Below are 17,472 nucleotides of genomic sequence, written 5' to 3'. Positions count from 1 at the left end.
TGCCTTTCCCCGCTTATGAAACGAATCAACTGGTTGTTCTGTGCCGTCGGCGGTGGCTGGTGGCTGGTGTGGCTCACCGTGGTGGGCCTGTCCCAGGTTGTAACCAAAGTCGAGCCGCCCGACTGGCCTACCGTGACCCGTCCGACGACCATCGAGCTGCTCATCACGGGTGAACATCTGACCGGCGTGCGCCTTGACAGCAACACGCCCGGCATCACACCCGGCCGGGTCGAAGTGACCTCCAGCGGGCGCTATGCGTTCTGTGAAGTGACCATCACCCCGGAGGCGCGTCCCGGACCTGTCCAACTCAATCTGCTTACGCCCAATGGCGCGCGGCCGCTCCCCTGGGCGGTGTTTTCGCCCCTGCCCCGGACGACGGCCTTTCGCGGCCTGACACCGGATGATGTCGTCTATCTGCTGATGATTGACCGCTTTGCCAATGGCGATCGCAGCAACGACGCGCCACCCGGAATGCCGCCAGCCAACCGTGCCAACCCACGCGCCTATCACGGGGGCGACCTGCGCGGCGTCATCGAGAAACTCGACTATCTCCAGGCGCTGGGCGTCACGGCCATCTGGATGACGCCGGTTTATGACAACGCCGATACCAGCGAGGACTATCACGGCTACGGCGCGACGGACTTTTACGCCGTCGAATCGCGCTTCGGAACGCTGGAGCAATACCAGACGCTGGCACAGGAAGTGCGGCGCCGCGGCATGAAGCTGCTTCAGGATGTCATTCCCAACCACACGGGGCCGCAGCACCCCTGGGTGCGCCGTCCGCCAACGCCGACCTGGTTCAACGGAACCCCGGAACAACACCTCACCTGCAATTTTGACATCCCGGCGTTGACGCGCCCGGATGCCACGCCGCACGAGCGCGCCTTGGTGCTCGAAGGCTGGTTTGCCGGTATCCTGCCGGACCTCAACGGCGCGGATGAGAAGTACCAACGCTATGCCATCCAGAATTCCCTCTGGTGGGCGGAAAAGGTGGGGCTTGACGGCATGCGGCTCGACACTTACCCCTATGTCGTCCGTCCGTTCTGGCGCGACTGGCAGCGCGCCATGGATGACGCCTTTCCGAACTTCACGGCCGTCGGCGAAATCTGGCATGGCGATCCAAACATCATTGCCTTCTTTCGTGGCGGGAGAACCGGTTGGGACGGCATTGACACCGGGCTGCGGTCGCAGTTTGACTTTCCGCTCTTTTATGCCATCCGGGACTTTGCCGCCGGGGATGCTCCGGCGTCCCGTCTTGCTGGTTTGTTGCAGCAGGATGCGCTCTACGGCAATCCCCACATGAACGTCACCTTCATCGGCAATCACGACGTGCCGCGCATCATGCGCGCCTGTGGCGGCGACTGGCGGCGCGTCAGACTGGCCCTGACGCTGCTGATGACGCTGCGCGGCATCCCCCAGCTCTACGCCGGGGATGAAATCGGGATGGATGGTGGCGAAGACCCCGACAACCGGCGTGACTTTCCGGGCGGCTTCGGCGATACCCCGAATGCCTTTACCCCGGCCGGGCGGACGCCCGACCAACAGAAACTGTGGGAGGAGACGCAGCAGTTGCTGACACTCCGTCGCCGTCACCGGGCGCTGCGGCATGGCCGCCATCGCGATCTGGTTGTGGAAGGCCGGCAGTGGGCCTTTCTGCGCGAAGACGGCAAGGAAAAGTTGCTCGTCGTCGTCAACGGCAACGGAAACCGGGTGGAAGTGCCGATACCTGCGGCCTCCATTTGTGACGGCGCACCCAACCGGCCGTGCACGGTGAATCCGGTACACAGTTCATTTCCCGTCAACGACAGAAAAATGCAGGTGCGGGAAACCCTGCGTGTGCCGGTGGAAGCCTTTGGCTACCGGGTGTTTCGCGTTCGATAAGCGTGTTTTCCACAAGGAGTCACCATGATGAAACTGGTAAGCATCGTGCTTGCCGTGGCGCTGGTCTGTCCGGGGCTGTTTTCCGTGCCGCCCCTATCGGGAGAGGCATCGGGAGAGGCTCCGGGCCGGCCCGGCGTCAGGTCCACCTGGACTTCCGGCGGCAAGCTGGGCGTGGGCACGGCCGTCAGTCGGCGATCACGGGTGTGGTTCACCCTGGGCGCAACGGGCCTGACGGAGGTCTATTACCCGACGGTGGATATGCCCAACCTGCGGGCGCTGGATTTTGTCATCGTCGGCAACGGGTACGTTGGGTGTGCGTCCCGCGATGCCTTGGAGCGGGAGACGCGCCGGACCCGCGACGATGCCCTGTCCTTTGCCCAGACCATGAGCGACGGCAAGCGGTGGCGCATCACACAGCGTTATGCCTGTGACCCCAACCGCGATGCGCTGCTCATCGAAGTCGAAGTCACGGCGCTGGACGGCGGCAACTACGAGGTCTTTGCCCTGCTTGACCCGGCCGTGGCCAACAGTGGCCTGGGAGATACGGGCGAACACCGCGGCCGGACGCTCGTCGCTTCCGACCGCGATGCCACAACCAACCAGACCATTGCCATGGCGTTCGCCGCACAGCCGGCCTTTGAGGTGGTGTCGAGTGGCTTTGCCGGGGTCAGCGACGGCTGGACCGATCTGGCTGCCGACGGACGGCTGGACGGACGTGAACAGCGCGCTGTGGATGGCAACGTCGTGCAGATTGGACAGTTGTCCGCGCCCCGGACGACTTTGGCGCTGGCCTTTGCCGACCGCCCGGAAACGGCGGCCAGTGTTGCCGCGGCGGCGCTGGCCGAGGGCTTTGCCGCCATTGCCGGGCGTTACGAAGCCGAGTGGCAGGCCTTTACGGCGCGGTTGCCACGGGTGGCTTCCGAATACCGCGCCCAGTTTGCCGTGGCCGCCATGACCCTGCTGGCCCACGAGGACAAAACCTACCCTGGCGCGGGCGTCGCCAGCCTGAGCATTCCCTGGGGGGAAGCCGCTGATGCCGACCGCCCGACCTCCGGTGGCTATCATCTTGTCTGGTCGCGTGATCTCTACCACGTCGCCACCGCCTGGCTGGCCCTTGGCGACCGTGCCGCCGCCGGCCGCGCCCTGGACTACCTTTTCAAGGTGCAGCAGAACGCCGACGGCAGTTTTCCGCAGAATAGCTGGCTGGATGGGCGTCCCTACTGGCCGAGCGTCCAGCTTGACGAAGTGGCCTACCCCATCATCCTGGCCTGGCAACTCGAACGCTTTGACCGCGAGACCTACACCCAGCACGTCCGGCCGGCCGCCGAATACATCCTGCGCCACGGCCCCTACACGCCACAGGAGCGGTGGGAGGAGGAAGAGGGCTATTCCCCTTCCACGATAGCCGCCGAAATCGCCGGTCTGATCTGCGCGGCAGACATTGCCCGGCGGCTGGGCCGCGCTGAAGACGCCGAACGCTATGAGCGCACGGCTGACCGCTGGGCCGAAGGCGTCCAGCAGTGGTGCTACACAACGACCGGCCCGTGGGACGAAGGTGAAGCCGAACGGGGGTACTACCTGCGCATCAATAACAACCGCGACCCAAACGACGGTTTCAAGCTCGACATCAACAACGGAGGCGGCCAGCACGACGAGCGCGCCATCGTGGATGCGGGTTTTCTGGAACTCGTACGGTTGGGCATCGTACCGCCCGACGATCCCAAAATCGTGCGTTCACTGCGGATGGTTGACCGGGTGATTCGGGTTGAAACGCCGATGGGGCCAGGGTGGCGACGCTACAACTACGATGGCTATGGCGAACGCGCTGACGGCAGCGGCTGGCAGGACAAAGGCATCGGGCGTATCTGGCCGCTGCTGACTGGCGAGCGCGGCGAATACGTCATTGCCAGCGGCGGCGATGCCAATCCCTACGCGAAAACCATGCTGGCCTTTGCCGGCCCAACGGGGATGATTCCCGAACAGGTCTGGGACCAGGCCTATCCGCCCGACGCCCGCTACCGGATAGGTCAGGGCACGGGCAGCGCCACGCCTCTGGCCTGGAGCATGGCGCAGTTCGTGCGGCTCGTGATGTGCATCGAAGCCAGGCGGGTCATCGAACAGCCGGCCGTGGTCTTTCAGCGGTACGCCGGAAAGCAACGCCCCCGCTGACGGGCAGGAATGTCATCCCTGCCTGTCATTGGGGGCACACCCGCATCAACACTGGCGGTCTTACTGGAGGGCGCTGTTTTCGCGGTACTCCGTGGCGCAGCAGCCCGTGTACCGCTTGAAGGCCCGCGAAAAGTAGTCGCTGTCTGCAAAGCCGACCTTGAAGGCCACTTCCTTGATGGTTGTGCAGTTGGCCGTCATCAGCAACTGCTTGGCGGCTTCGAGGCGGGTCTGCTGGAGCAACTGCCGGAACCGCATTCCGGCGTGACGGTTGAGCAGCCGCGACAACTGCCCCGAAGAAAGGTTGAGCCGGCTTGCCACCGCGCGCAGGTTGAGGTTCGGGTCCTGATAGTGTGCGGCGACCACCTTCATCACCCGGTCCATGAGAAACGCCTCGGCTGGCGGTTCGAGGTCGGCGGTCGTCGGCAGCGGAAACATGTGCTTCAGGGACTGGGCTGCCAGCCAGACTTCATCCGGCGAGGAGGCGCTCAGCATGAAGTCCGCTGAGACCGTGTTTTTGACCTCCAGGGGCGACTGCCCGTTGGAAAACTCGTGGGCGCGCCGCAGGAACACGAGACAGGCATCCGGCGCTACCCGCCGCAGCTCATTCACGATTCGCCGCCGGATGGGAAACAGCGACACCCCGACGATGATGATCTGGTACTTGCTCAGTTCGGAAAGTCGCGTCCCGGCTTCTTCGAGCGTATAGGTCGCCGTTACCGGCAGCCCGTATTTCTCGACCGCCTTGGCCGCATGGTTGAGTTCATCTATGACGGCGACGCGGTAATCTGGAACATGACCGTTCGTGTAGGTGCTCATCACTTCCTCCCTGGGCAGCCGCGCCCAATGCGACATCACAAGCTTTTCAGGAAGCCACTGTGGAATGGCAAACTGGAAAAATCCAGTAACGGCAGTGACAGTACTCCGTTCCAGTCAGAAGGGCAAGAATTTTCTACACCGGAAGGTGTAGCGAATTTTCTAGCTTGGCGGCCTAGGCCCGGGCGAAAGCCCGGTAGCGCCCCAGCGCCATAAGCGGGAAGTAGTTCCGGTAGAAGTGATAGTTCATGTAGAAGTGGTTGGGGAAGCCGGTGCCGGTAAACTCGGCTTCCGTCCAGCTTCCGTCGTCATTCTGGTGGGTGACGAGGTATTCGATACCCCGGCGGGCGCAGTCGGACTTACCTTCACCACCGGCCACCAGTCCGAGCAGTGCCCAGGCTGTCTGGGAAGGCGTGCTTTTGCCGACGCCCATCAGGGTCCGGTCGCCGTAGCTGGCGCAGGTCTCGCCCCAGCCGCCGTCTTCGTTCTGGCAGGAGTTGAGCCACTGCGTACCGCGCATGATGAAGGCTTCGCGGGGGTCAAGCCCCAGAGCAACCAGGCCGCAGATGACCATGTGCGTGCCGTAGATGTAGTTGACGCCCCAGCGTCCCCACCAACAGCCTTCCGGTTCCTGTTTGCTTTTGATGAAGGCAATGGCCCGTTCGACCTTCTCCCGTGGCGCGGCATAGCCGGTGACGCCCAGCATTTCGAGGATATGGCCGGTGAGATCGGCCGTGGGCGGGTCAATCATGGCTTTGAGGTCGCCATACGGGATGTCGTTGAGGATTTCGAGGGTGTTGTCCACATCAAAAGCGCCCCAGCCACCGTTTTTGCTCTGCATCGAGAGTGTCCACTCGATGGCGAGTTTCAGGCGGCGCTGTTTTTCGGCTTCGTCGGGAAGTTTGAGCCGGTGCAGCGCCATGGTGACGACGGCCGTATCGTCCACATCGGGGAAAAAATCGTTCCAGAACTCGAAGGCCCAGCCGCCGGCCGGCCCGGTCCGGTTTTTGAACCGCCAGTCGCCGTCCCGGAAAATCTGCTTGGAGAGCAGCCACTCACCGGCGCGGACGAGCGCCGGATGATCGTTGGGCAGCCCCGAATCGAGCAGGGCGAGGATGGTCAGGCCCGTGTCCCAGACGGGAGAAACACAGGGCTGCGTGTGGAACTCATCTTCGGTCTCAATGCAGAACCGCTCCACGGCCGCGATACCCTTCTGCATGGCCGGGTGGGTCGGCGCATAGCCCCGGCAGTGCAGCCCCAGGAGCGAGTTGAGCATGGCCGGGATGATGCCGCCCCAGTCGCCGCTGTCGTCCTGGTGGTCGAGCGTCCACTGTTCGGCCCGCGCCAGGGCTTCCGCCCTACGTGGCGAGAGGTCGAACCGCTCCATGAGTTTGAGCATCCGGTCGAAGCCGATGAACACACCTCCCAGCGACAGGGGGCCGGCGGGATTGGGCAGGGACAGGTCGGCCTGGGCGCGGCCTTCGGCATACAGCTCATCGGCATCGCCGCCCGGTACGCGCACGACGGGTTTCCGGTCGCTGACAAGGAGCAGGGGAACCGTCGAGCTGCGCGCCCAACTGGCGAGTTCGTAAATGGTGAAGGGAAACCAGTCCGGCAGGAGCATAATCCACGGCGGAAGCGTCGGGCAGCCTTCCCAGGGAAACGCGCCGAACAGTGCCAGATGGATTTTGGTGAACACCCGCGCTTTGGTGATGCCGCCGCGCGCCAGAATGAACTGCCGGGCGCGCGCCATGTGCGGCAGGTCGGGGCTGTCGCCGAGCAGTTTGAGGGCAAAGTAGGCCTCGATGCTCGTGGAGAGTTCACCGCCGTCGCCGTAGTACAGCTCCCAGCCGCCGTGTTCGCGCTGCTGGCGGCGCAGGTAGGTGCGGATTTTTTCAAACTGCCGCGTCCGTTCGCCATCCGTGCCGAGCACCTTGTGGAGAAACACGTACTCAGCCGTCAGGGTGACGTTGGCTTCGAGTTCGGCCCACCAGTAGCCTTCCGGGTACTGCTTGGAAAGAAGATACGCTTGCGCTTTGCGGATGGCTGCCTCGACGGCGGCCGCTGTGGCCGGCGCCGGCCGCGCCGGGCGGAAGGCGGGCGGCAGTGGTGACTCGACGACAGGTTGTACAAAGCGGGGCGCAAATCCGGGCATAGCGGTGGTTCCTCGGAAAAGCAGGGTACGGACGCCGGCTGTCGGGCAGCCAGCGCGAAGTCGGCGACTCTATCTCAGAATCAGAAGCCAGGCTACACCTGCCGGGGGCGGGAAGGTCACTGGCTGGAGTGCTTTCGGCGTTGCTTGGCGAATGGTTACAGCGCGATGTAAGCTTGCAGCTAAGGTCGTTGACTCTTCCCGGAATACACAGGTGTTTCTCATGGCAATAGCGAATGATGCGGCTGCGCCGGCAAAACGGCAAAATCCTTCCCGGAGCGGGTTTGGTCTGCGCGCTGAAGTTCACGATGAAATCCGAAACGACTTTGACAGTGCGTTGGTCCAGCGCATCAAGGCTTCCGGTGGGACGCACCGGGCGGGCCGTCTCACCTTCCGTCTCGCGCAGGAGTTCGGTTTCTGCTATGGCGTTGACCATGCCCTTGACCTGGCCTACGAAACCCACGTGCGGTTTCCCGACCGGCGGGTGTATCTGACCGGGGAAATCATCCACAACCCCACCGTCAATGAGCAGTTGGCCCGGATGGGCTACTGCTTTTTGCGGCCGGGCGACGAGGTGACGGCGGAGGACATTGTCCTGATCCCGGCCTTTGGTGCGCCGACCCACGAACTGGAGCGTCTCAAAAGCATCGGCTGCCTGCTGGTGGACACAACCTGCGGCTCGGTGGTGCACGTCTGGAAGCGGGTTGAAAAGTATGCGCGGGAAGGCTTTACGGCCATCATTCACGGCAAGTACGACCACGAGGAAACCGAGGCCACGCGCTCGCGGACGACGCTCTATCCCGACGGCAAGTTTCTCGTCGTGCGCGACCGGGCACAGGCGCAGGATGTGTGTGATTACATCCTTGGGCGCGGCCACCGCGAAGCCTTCCTGGCCAGGTATGCCGCCGTGGCGACGCCGGGGTTTGACCCGGACCGCGACTTGCAGCGTGTCGGGCTGGCCAACCAGACGACGATGCTTTCGAGTGAGTCCCTGGAAATTGCGGAGATGATTCGGCACGCCATTGAGGAGCGATATGGGGCCGAGGAGGTCAGGGCGCGCTTTCGCTCGTTTGACACCATCTGCAGCGCCACCCAGGAACGGCAGGATGCCATCCTGAAGCTCATCGAAGAACCGCTTGATCTGGTCATCGTGGTGGGCGGCTACAACAGCAGCAACACCGAGCACCTGTGTGAAATTGCCGCAGAGCGGTTGCCGACTTACCACATCAATGCGCCGGAGTGTCTGGTATCGGCAAGGGAAATCCGCCACAAGCCGGCCTTCAGCAAGGAAGAGACGACTTCGTGGGACTGGCTCCCGGAAGGACCCGTCACCATTGGCATCACGGCCGGGGCTTCGACGCCCAACAAGGTCGTCGGAGATTGTATTGAACGCCTTGTGGCACTGGCCGACGTGGGCTGAGCGTCCCCCGGTCAGATCAGTGTGGAGTGCAGGGTTGACGATGGTTGTGGGAGAACGGGGTGAAGAGTTCCGGCAGACCGGCCGGCGGCCACTGCTGGCGCCAGCCGTGGTCAAGCAGCTTTCGGCGCTCTCGCCGCTGCGGGCAACGTCTTCGCTGCTTCTTGACTGGGGTATCATCGTCGGTCTTGTCACCGCAACGGTCTGGCTCAACCATCCGCTGTTGTGGTGCCTGGCACCCTTGGGTATCGCGGCGGCGCAGCACGGGCTGGCCATTCTGGCCCACCAGGCGGCGCACTACCGGATGTATGAAACCCGATGGCTCAACGATGCGGTTGGCATGCTGTGCGCTGCTCCGCTGGGGGTTTCCATGCACACGTACCGCATCATTCACCGGATTCACCACAACCACCTGTACAGCCCGATTGACCCGGACATGGCGCTGATGGCGGGGTATCCCCGTGGGCGCTGGCACCTGCTCAAAAAGTTCATCAGGGACCTGCTGGGGATTACGGCGGTCAAAAACTACCTGTACTTTTTCGGTCGGCCGCTGCGCCGCACCGCGCCGGAAAAGCCGGCGGCACATGTGTCCATAGTGGATGACACTTCGGAGAACCTGCGGCGGGCGGCCCGTCGGGATCGGCGTTTTGTCATTGTCTTCCATGTGACGCTGCTTGTGGCGGCTGTTGCTGGTGGGTGGTGGCAGAGTTATGTCGTTTTATGGCTTTTGCCGCTGGTGACGCTGCTTCAGTGGCTGTTGCGGCTGCGCGCGCTCTGTGAACATGGCGCGGTAGCGGACACTTCAACGCCGTTGCGCGCGGCGCGCACGAACCTTGTGCCGTGGTACATCCGCTGGTGGCTTTTCCCGCACCAGATGCACTATCACATCGAACATCACCTGTATCCCAGCGTGCCGCACTACCGGCTGCCGGCCTGTCATGCGGCATTGCGGGAAGCCGGCGCGCTGGCCGACGCTGAAGTGTCGTCGTCACTGCGTGCTACGTGGCGGAAGTTTTATGCGCCGGCTGCCCGGCCGACGGCGTGAAGCCGTGCTTATGGGTAGGTCAGTCAATGCACCGGAGGTCGCCACGGCGGCCGCTCCGGTCGAAATCGAAATCAAACTGGCGTTGTCACCCAGGCTGATGCCCCGCTTCAGACGGCATCCCCTGCTGCGCCAGGCGGCGCGGTCACGCGCCAAACTCTACACCCTGTATGTGGACACCCCGGATGTTGCCCTGCTCCGCCAGGGTATCGCCCTGCGCCTGCGCCGCAGCGGACGCCGCTGGCTGCAAACCCTGAAGGCGGGGGCTGGCAGCAGTGGGCTGCTTGCCGAACGCCCGGAGTGGGAGATGCCGGTTTCCGGCAAACGCCTGAAGTTGGACCTGCTGCCTGCTGAAGCCCGGTCGCTGCTCCCGCCGGAGGCTGCCGCCAGCCTTGCACCCTGTTTCGAGACAGAAGTCTGGCGCGACACCTGGCAACTCAACCACGAGGGCGCTCTCATTGAAGTCGCCCTGGATCGCGGTGAAGTACGCGCCGGGACACGGGTCTGCCCCGTTGCCGAAGTCGAACTGGAACTCAGGAGCGGCGACCTGCCACCGTTGTTCGACATCGCCGAACGCCTGGCCGCCGACCTGCCGTTCCAGCTCGAACCGCGCAGCAAAGCGCAGCGTGGCTACCAGCTCGTGGGTGCATTGCCCTGTACGCCGGTCAAGGCCAGCCCGCCGCTCCTGCTGCTCGATGCCCCGGCCAGTGTGTCGTTTCAACACATCGTACGGAGCTGCATGCGCCAGTTTGAGGCCAATCTGCCGGGCCTGCTCAGCACGTCCGATCCCGACCCCGAATTCATCCACCAGATGCGGGTTGCCCTGCGCCGTATGCGGGCGGCCATCGGCCTGCTGCGCTTCATGGGCTATGCCAAGCCGGACTGGCTTGGCGAACTCAAGTGGCTGATGGGCGAACTGTCCGTAGCGCGTGACTGGGACGTGCTGGTGACGGAAACCCTGCCCCGGATTCAGGCGCATCTTCCGCAACCGGAACGGCTGGCCGTCCTGCTTGAAGCTGCCGAAGCGCAGCGCCGGGCGGCCAATGACCGGGCGCGCGCAGTGGTGACATCGCCGCGTCTGGTACCGTTGTGGCTGAAGGTTGAGCGCGAGTTGGCGCTGCTGCCCGTCTCGCCGGCCACGACGGCCGACTGGTCGCGGGCGGCCCTGCGCCGCCGGCGGCGCCAGTTGGTACGCCTGGGTGCGCGGTTGCACGAGCTGGATGCCACTGAACGCCATGCCATGCGGATTGCGGCCAAAAAACTCCGCTACAGCGCGGAATTTTTTGCCGTCTGGCATCCCAAGGCGGCCCGGCGCTTCATCCGGCACTTGGCCGACCTGCAGGACGTGCTGGGCGTACTCAATGACGCCGCCGTGACGGCGCGCCTGCTGTCCGAGCTTGCTCCGGCCGGCGAGGCTGCCAGCCGGGAAGCCGTGGGCCTGGTCATGGGCTTTCTGGCCTGTGAGCAGGCCTACCGTTTGGCCAGGCTGGAGCAGCTCTGGCGCGAGTTCCACGACATCCCGCCCTACTGGAAAAAAGGCAAACCTCCCCTTCCGGCGGATGTTCACGCAGAAGGCTGACGGCTGTCAGGCGCGGACGGCCCAGGCGGCAAGGAACATCCCCAGCACGAGAAAGCCCTGGGCGTGGGCGTTGTACCAGATGGCCTTGTGGATGGGATCGGCCAGAAATGTGCGCTGAAACCACATCTGCGGCAGTACCGTAGCGCCCACCAGCGCTGCCCACAGCCATTCACCCAGCAGTGCCAGCAGTCCGGCGGCGGCGAGTTGTCCGGCGTCCAGCACGAAAATGCCCAGCCAGGCTCCCCGCGCCACCCCAAAGACCTGGGGCAGGGTGTGGATGCCCATCCGCGCATCGCCTTCAAGTGACTTGAAATCATTGGTCGTCATGCTGCCGATGCTGGCAATGACGTAGCAGACGGCGACGGCAGTGGCCGTCCAACTGATGTGGCCCTTGAAGGCCAGCTCGCCCGACATCCAGGGAAGCAGGATGTACGAAGCGGCAACCGTGGCATTGCCGACCCACACAATGCGCTTCAGCTTGATGGGTTTGGCGCTGTAAAGGTGAGCGTTGACGATGCCGATGATCGCCAGCGCCACAATCCACGGATGGATGAGGTAGGCCGTCAGAAGGGTGAGGGCGCACAGCAGGCTGATGCCCAGTGTGGCTTCGCGCAGCCCAATCCGGCCTGAAGGAATGGGCCGGTAGGGTTCGTTGATGGCATCCACGTCGCGGTCGAAGTAGTCGTTCATGGCCTGGCAGGTGCCGGAAATGAGCGGCCCGCTCATCAGCAGTCCCAGCCACAGCCGCCAGTCGGCGAGGCTCGCCACGGTGAACGCAGCGCTGCACAGGGCGCCAGCGACGTAGGCGCACATGACGGGAATCCAGGTGACAGGCTTGAGCAACTCGACCCATGCCGAGACCTTGTGGCGCGCCGGACTGGCGGTGCGAGGTGTCGCCCGTGACAGCGGAAGCGATGATGGTGCAATACCTTCTTTCACGGCCAGACGTTTCCTCAACCCTTCCATGGCGTTATTTCCAACTTATGGAATCGCCCGGCGGATGCAAAACCCATTTTCTCGATGGCTGGTGTCCGGCGGCGTGGCTGGCCCGGTTGCTTCGGACGCTGCCTGATAGTTCCCTGGATGTACCCGGCGTGGAGAAATCTGGTCAGCGCGGCGCGCGTGAGTCAGCGCGGCCGGTTAAAGCCTCAACCGGGCGGCGGGTGTTGCCGGTGGCCGTGTCCGGCGTGTGGTGTCCTTCACGTTCCTGATTGGGCAGGAACGGGTAAGTCTGACGGGACGGTTCATGATGACCCAACCTGTCCGCACGTGGATGTGGCACCGTAGGCTGCCTGCCTGAGAAAGCCTATCTGCGCACCGTAGCCACAGACACCCGGTGAATACTTTTTCGGCGAAAAGCTGCGGGCAAGCAGGCGATGCCCGCCCTTGGGCGGCACTGGCAGGGCCGCGCGCAGAATCAAGATGTGTACCCTACCAACCAGCGTCACTACCAGATATAGTGGTTCTGTCTGATTTTCGCTTTCCAGCCGTGCATACCGGCACGCTTTGTCCCTCTGTCCAGCCGAGGAGTTTTACGATCCATGATGAAACAGGAACCTGCCCCCGCCAGTCTCACCGACATCGCCCGTACGGTCCTGATGAAACGCTATCTGCTCAAAAACGAGCAGGGCGAGGTGATTGAGACCCCCGAAGCCATGTTCTGGCGGGTGGCCGGGACCATCGCGGCCATTGACGCCCACTATGGGGCATCGGCCGGGCAGGTTGCAGAACGTGCCGAACGTTTTTACGAACTGATGGCGCAGGGCTGGTTTGAGCCGAACAGCCCGACCCTGATGAACGCCGGGCGACCCTTGGGACAGCTCAGCGCGTGCTTCGCCGCCGGTACGATGATCGAGACGATCGCTGGGCCGCAGCCCATCGAGGAGGTGCAGGTCGGCACCCTTGTGCTTACCCACGCCGGCCGCTACCGTCCCGTCACCGGGACGATGCGCCGCACCGGCTGCCTCTACCGGGTGAAGGTTGATAAGTTGCCGGCGCTTTATGTCACCGCCGAGCATCCCTTCCTCACGACCGATGGCTGGGTGCAGGTCAGGGATCTGGCGCCCAAACAGCACTTCGTGAAGATCGGCTGCCCAGAGATCGGGAGCGCAACCGTCACGATGCATTTTGACGGCCACGTTGAGGATGGCTGGGTCCATGCCCGGCTTGAGGGCACCAGCCCACGCTCACAGCGCCGCTACGCCCAGCGTGATGCGATCTCGCGCCAGGTCGCTCCGATCCGCGACGGCGTCACAATTGATGCGGCTCTCGCCTGGATGCTGGGCCTCTACCTCGCGGAAGGGTCCATCTCGGCCGGGTACGATATCCGCTTCACGCTCTCCTGGGATGAGGATGAGCACGCCGCACGCCTCGCCGCGATCCTTGAGGGTAAACTCGGCCTGCCCGCCCGTGTGCAGAAAGGCACCCAGCCGCAAGGCCGGCGGGGCGATGGCTGGACGACCGTGCGCCTCCAGAGCAAGCTGCTTGCGCAGTGGCTCGTCGAGCATTTCGGCGCCGGCTTCGACCAGAAGCGGCTGCCCGCCTGGGCCATGAGCCTGTCGCCCGATCTTCGCCAGGCGCTGCTCCAGGGTGTCGCCGACGGCGACGGCACCCCGGTCAACAGCCATCAGACCCGGATCACCCTCTGCAATGAGGTGCTGGTCCGCCAGCTCTTCACCTTGGCCTACAGCCTGGGCTACTACCCGACGCTACGGGCAGATTCGCTGCCAGCACTCGGCACCGTGCAGCCTTGGTCGCTGGCCTATGGCGAAACGTACAACGCCGGGATGGTCCGCGACGGCGCCTATCGGGTCCTTGAAGTCGCCGCGCTTGATGAAGAGGCGATCGTCTATAACTTTGAGGTCGAGGAGGATCACACCTACGTCGCCAACCAGATGGTGGTGCATAACTGCTTTGTGCTCCCCATTGAAGATACCCTCAACAGCATTTACGACACCCTCAAGCATCAGGCGCTGATTCATCAGAGCGGCGGGGGCACTGGCTTCAGCTTTTCGCGGCTGCGCCCGCGCAACGACGTGGTGCGCAGCACCATGGGCGTAGCGAGCGGCCCGGTCAGCTTTATGGAGGTGTATAACCACTCGACCGAGGCGATTAAGCAGGGAGGGACGCGCCGTGGTGCGAATATGGGCATTTTGCGCTGCGATCACCCCGATATTCTTGAGTTTATTACCTGCAAGCGCGATACGACGAAAATCACGAACTTCAACATCTCGGTCGCTATCACCGATGCCTTCATGCGCGCTGTTGAGCGCGATGAAACTTATGAACTGATCAATCCGCGCACCCGCGCCGTACAGATGGCTTCACGCGACGGACTGAAACATCCGTTGACCGGCGAGATACTGGTGCCGCCCGGTCAACTCATGCGCCTACGCGCCCGGATGGTCTTTGACCTGATCGTGCAGTGCGCGCATGCCACTGGCGAGCCGGGACTGTTTTTCATTGACCGGGCCAACGAGTACAACCCGGTGCCGTCCCTGGGCGGGTACGAGGCCACGAATCCGTGCATCACCCGTGATGCCTGGGTGCAGACGAGCGACGGCCCCCGTCAGGTCGCCGAACTGGTCGGCATGCCGTTTACAGCCATTGTTGACGGAATGGCGTATGGCAGCGACGCCCGTGGCTTCTGGTCCAACGGACTCAAGCCAATCTATGAACTGAAGACTTCCAGCGGTTACTCGCTCCGGCTGACTGGTAATCACCGTGTGATGCGCGTGAACGCCGTGGAGCGCAACGGTGAGCAGACCGAGTGGGTCGAGGTTCAGCGCCTTCAGCCGGGCGACTTGGTGAAGCTTCACAATCATCGTGAGTTCACCCAGTGGGAGGGCGCCGGCACGCTGGAGCAGGGCTGGCTTCTGGGTCTCCTCGTCGGTGATGGAACGTTCAGTGAGAACCGGGCCGTCCTCTCCTTCTGGGGGCAGGACGCTGAGTATATGGCCCAGCAGGCATTGGGTGCCATTAGTAGGGAAGCGGGTAGCGAATGGCAAGTAGCGAGTAGGAAGGAAGCGAGTAGCGAATGGCGAGTAGCGAGTAGTAATTATTATCCACTCGCCACTCGCCACTCACCACTCGCCCCTGGCATCCAGCCGATCGAGGAGCGCAACGAATTCCGCGTGCGCTCCAGTGCGCTGGCCGCCCTTGCTGCTGCTTTCGGCATCACGCCTGAGAACAAGAGCCTCACAGACAGCACCGAGCGCGCCTCCAGCCTGTTCTACCGCGGTCTGCTCCGTGGCCTGTTCGACGCCGATGGCACTGTACTGGACGGTGGCGGGAAGGGCATGTCGGTTCGCCTTGCCCAGTCGAACCTCGCCCTTCTGGAGCGCGTCCAGCGCATGCTGCTGCGCCTTGGCATTGCCAGCCGCCTCTACCGCAACCGCCGGCCGGCCGGCGAGCGTGTCCTGCCCGATGGCCGCGGCGGCGGGAAGCTCTATGCCACGAAGGCTCAGCACGAGCTCTGCATCTCGAAGGACAACCTGCTGACCTTCGCTTCCCTGGTAGGTTTTACCAACCCGGCCAAGGCTCAGGCGCTCAGCTCCGCTCTCGCCGCTCGCTCTGCCCGCGGCCACTACCGTGAGTGCTTTGTGGCCGAGGTCGAGTCGTTGACGCTCATTGGTGAGGCTGAGGTCTTCGACTGCTCCATCCCGGGCGTCAACGCCTTCGACGCCAATGGACTTTATGTGCACAACTGCGGAGAGCAGCCGTTGCTGCCCTACGATGTCTGCAATCTTGGCTCGATCAATCTGGGCAAGTTTGTCACGCCCGAACGAACCGTTGACTGGAATCACCTGCGCGAGGTGGTTCACGAAAGCACACGTTTTCTCGATAACGTGATTGATGCCAATCACTACCCGCTGGAACAGATTGCGCACCTGAGCCAGCGTATCCGGCGGATTGGGCTGGGGGTAATGGGCTGGGCGGACATGCTGGTGCGGTTGGGTGTTCCGTACAACTCGGATGAAGCCATCGAGTTGGCGCGGAAGGTCATGCACTTTATTGACGAGGAAGGGAAGGTGGCTTCCGAGCAGTTGGCCCGCGAGCGTGGCGCATTCCCCGAATGGGAGCACAGCATCTGGGGTCCCGACGCCACCTGCGCCCGCCGCCCGGACGGCGCGCGGATTCGTCCGCCACGCCGGCTGCGCAACTGTAATGTCACCACCGTGGCCCCCACGGGCACTATCAGCATGATTGCCGGCTGTTCGTCGGGCATCGAGCCGCTCTTTGCCATTGCCTTCTGGCGCTACCAGGCCGATAGCCGGATGCTTGACATCAATCAGGATTTCGTGGCCCAGGCGAGACGGGAGGGCTGGTACAGCCCTGAACTCATGGAACGGATTGCCGATACCGGTCACATCCATCACCCGGAAGTGCCGGCCGAGGTACAGCGGGTGTGGGTTACGGCCCACGACATCGCGCCGGAGTGGCATGTGCGCATGCAGGCGGCCTTCCAGGAATACACCGACAGTGCCATCTCGAAGACGATCAACTTCCCCCACGAGGCGACTGCCGATCAGGTCCGTGAAGCCTACGAGCTGGCATTCCGTCTGGGGTGCAAGGGCATCACCGTCTATCGCGACGGTTCACGGGCCAACCAGGTGCTCTCCACCGGTTCCACCGGCAAAAGCACCAGCCCCCCGTCGGCTGAACCAACCCCGGCCGAGCTGAAACCACGACCGGTCCCGGCCGAAGGCTTGCCCAGCCACTCGTTTCCGGTGATGACGCCGCTTGGCAAGCTGCGGTTGTTCGTCACCGAGCTGGACGGGAAACCGTTTGAAGTCTTTGCCATCATCGGGCGGGCCGGGAGTGATGTGACGGCCTTTACCGAAGCCATCGGGCGGTTGATTTCGCTGGCCCTGCGCTGTGGTGTGCCGGTGAAGCTCATTGCCGAGCAGCTTCGCGGCATTGGCGGTTCGCGTTCGGCCGGCTTTGGCCCGGCGCGCGTCCTTTCCGTCCCCGATGCCATCGGTAAGGTGTTGTTCGAGCACTATGTCAGGAACGGCCGTGGGAACGGGACTGGTGACAGCAACGACGAAACTGTCCACGGGGATATGGCTCACACGGGCGAAGCCGCTTCACAGGCATCAGACTTCTTTCTGCACCATGACGCCGGGCCGGGGGTTTTGGAGGCGGCCGAGCTTTGTCCCGAATGTCAGAATGCAGCGCTGTTCAATGGGGAAGGGTGTCGCAAGTGTCACGCCTGTGGGTATAGCGAGTGCTAGGGCGTTTCTCAGGAAACGCTGATCTCGGAAACGCTGGCCTCCATCGTGCGTGGCATCGGACGGGCTGATGGGCACAGACGCCGTACAGCCACCTGTACTTCAATGGCATGATTTCCAACGTATGGGAATCGTCCGGCTGGTGCACAATCTTGTTCCCCGACGGACGGTTCCGGTGGCCCGGCC

9 protein-coding genes are annotated in these 17,472 nt (G+C 63.4%); 6 read left to right on the top strand and 3 right to left on the bottom strand.

The features are described 5' to 3' along the window. Positions 1–15 precede the first annotated feature (15 nt). Both J8C05_RS13900 and J8C05_RS13895 read left to right on the top strand, forming a co-directional pair. Complete coding sequence (locus J8C05_RS13900) at positions 16–1,881, top strand: alpha-amylase family glycosyl hydrolase (protein ID WP_211423354.1); 1,866 nt, start codon at positions 16–18, stop codon at positions 1,879–1,881. A 24-nt stretch (positions 1,882–1,905) separates the two neighbouring features. Next, on the top strand, positions 1,906–4,050 hold the full coding sequence (locus J8C05_RS13895; RefSeq protein ID WP_211423353.1) for a glycoside hydrolase family 15 protein: 2,145 nt from the start codon (positions 1,906–1,908) through the stop codon (positions 4,048–4,050). A 60-nt stretch (positions 4,051–4,110) separates the two neighbouring features. Here J8C05_RS13895 and J8C05_RS13890 read toward each other — a convergent pair whose 3' ends face one another. Both J8C05_RS13890 and shc read right to left on the bottom strand, forming a co-directional pair. Beyond that, the gene (locus tag J8C05_RS13890; protein ID WP_211423352.1) at positions 4,111–4,866 is read right to left on the bottom strand and encodes a helix-turn-helix transcriptional regulator; all 756 of its coding nucleotides are present in this window, start codon (positions 4,864–4,866) and stop codon (positions 4,111–4,113) included. A 172-nt stretch (positions 4,867–5,038) separates the two neighbouring features. Continuing rightward, a complete protein-coding gene (gene shc, locus J8C05_RS13885) occupies positions 5,039–7,018 on the bottom strand; it encodes a squalene--hopene cyclase (protein WP_211423351.1) in 1,980 nt (659 codons plus the stop codon). Positions 7,019–7,238: 220 nt separating this feature from the next. Here shc and J8C05_RS13880 point away from each other — a divergent pair, with 220 nt between their 5' ends. Genes J8C05_RS13880 through J8C05_RS13870 form a run of 3 tightly spaced genes read left to right on the top strand, consistent with a single transcriptional unit; the run spans position 7,239 to position 11,053 of the window. Beyond that, entirely contained in the window at positions 7,239–8,435 is a 1,197-nt protein-coding gene (locus J8C05_RS13880; RefSeq protein WP_246840771.1) for a 4-hydroxy-3-methylbut-2-enyl diphosphate reductase, read from the top strand. 40 nt (positions 8,436–8,475) lie between these two features. Further along, positions 8,476–9,477 carry a fatty acid desaturase family protein gene (locus J8C05_RS13875; protein ID WP_211423349.1) on the top strand — a complete coding sequence of 334 codons (1,002 nt, stop codon included), beginning with the start codon at positions 8,476–8,478 and terminating at the stop codon, positions 9,475–9,477. 10 nt (positions 9,478–9,487) lie between these two features. Further along, positions 9,488–11,053 carry a CYTH and CHAD domain-containing protein gene (locus J8C05_RS13870; RefSeq protein ID WP_211423348.1) on the top strand — a complete coding sequence of 522 codons (1,566 nt, stop codon included), beginning with the start codon at positions 9,488–9,490 and terminating at the stop codon, positions 11,051–11,053. A gap of 6 nt (positions 11,054–11,059) precedes the next feature. On the opposite strand, the gene chlG is transcribed toward J8C05_RS13870, so the two are convergent. After that, positions 11,060–12,019 carry a chlorophyll synthase ChlG gene (chlG, locus tag J8C05_RS13865; protein WP_211423347.1) on the bottom strand — a complete coding sequence of 320 codons (960 nt, stop codon included), beginning with the start codon at positions 12,017–12,019 and terminating at the stop codon, positions 11,060–11,062. A 575-nt stretch (positions 12,020–12,594) separates the two neighbouring features. Here chlG and J8C05_RS13860 point away from each other — a divergent pair. Next, positions 12,595–17,289: an LAGLIDADG family homing endonuclease gene (locus J8C05_RS13860; protein WP_211423346.1), complete on the top strand. Its 4,695-nt coding sequence runs from the start codon at positions 12,595–12,597 to the stop codon at positions 17,287–17,289. Positions 17,290–17,472: the final 183 nt, after the last annotated feature.

Origin of the sequence: Chloracidobacterium sp. N (genome assembly GCF_018304765.1) — a bacterium.
In the GTDB taxonomy this organism is placed as follows: Bacteria; Acidobacteriota; Blastocatellia; order Chloracidobacteriales; family Chloracidobacteriaceae; genus Chloracidobacterium; species Chloracidobacterium aggregatum.
Note: the sequence above shows the minus strand (reverse complement) of the source record. Positions and strands in the feature narration are given on the sequence as shown.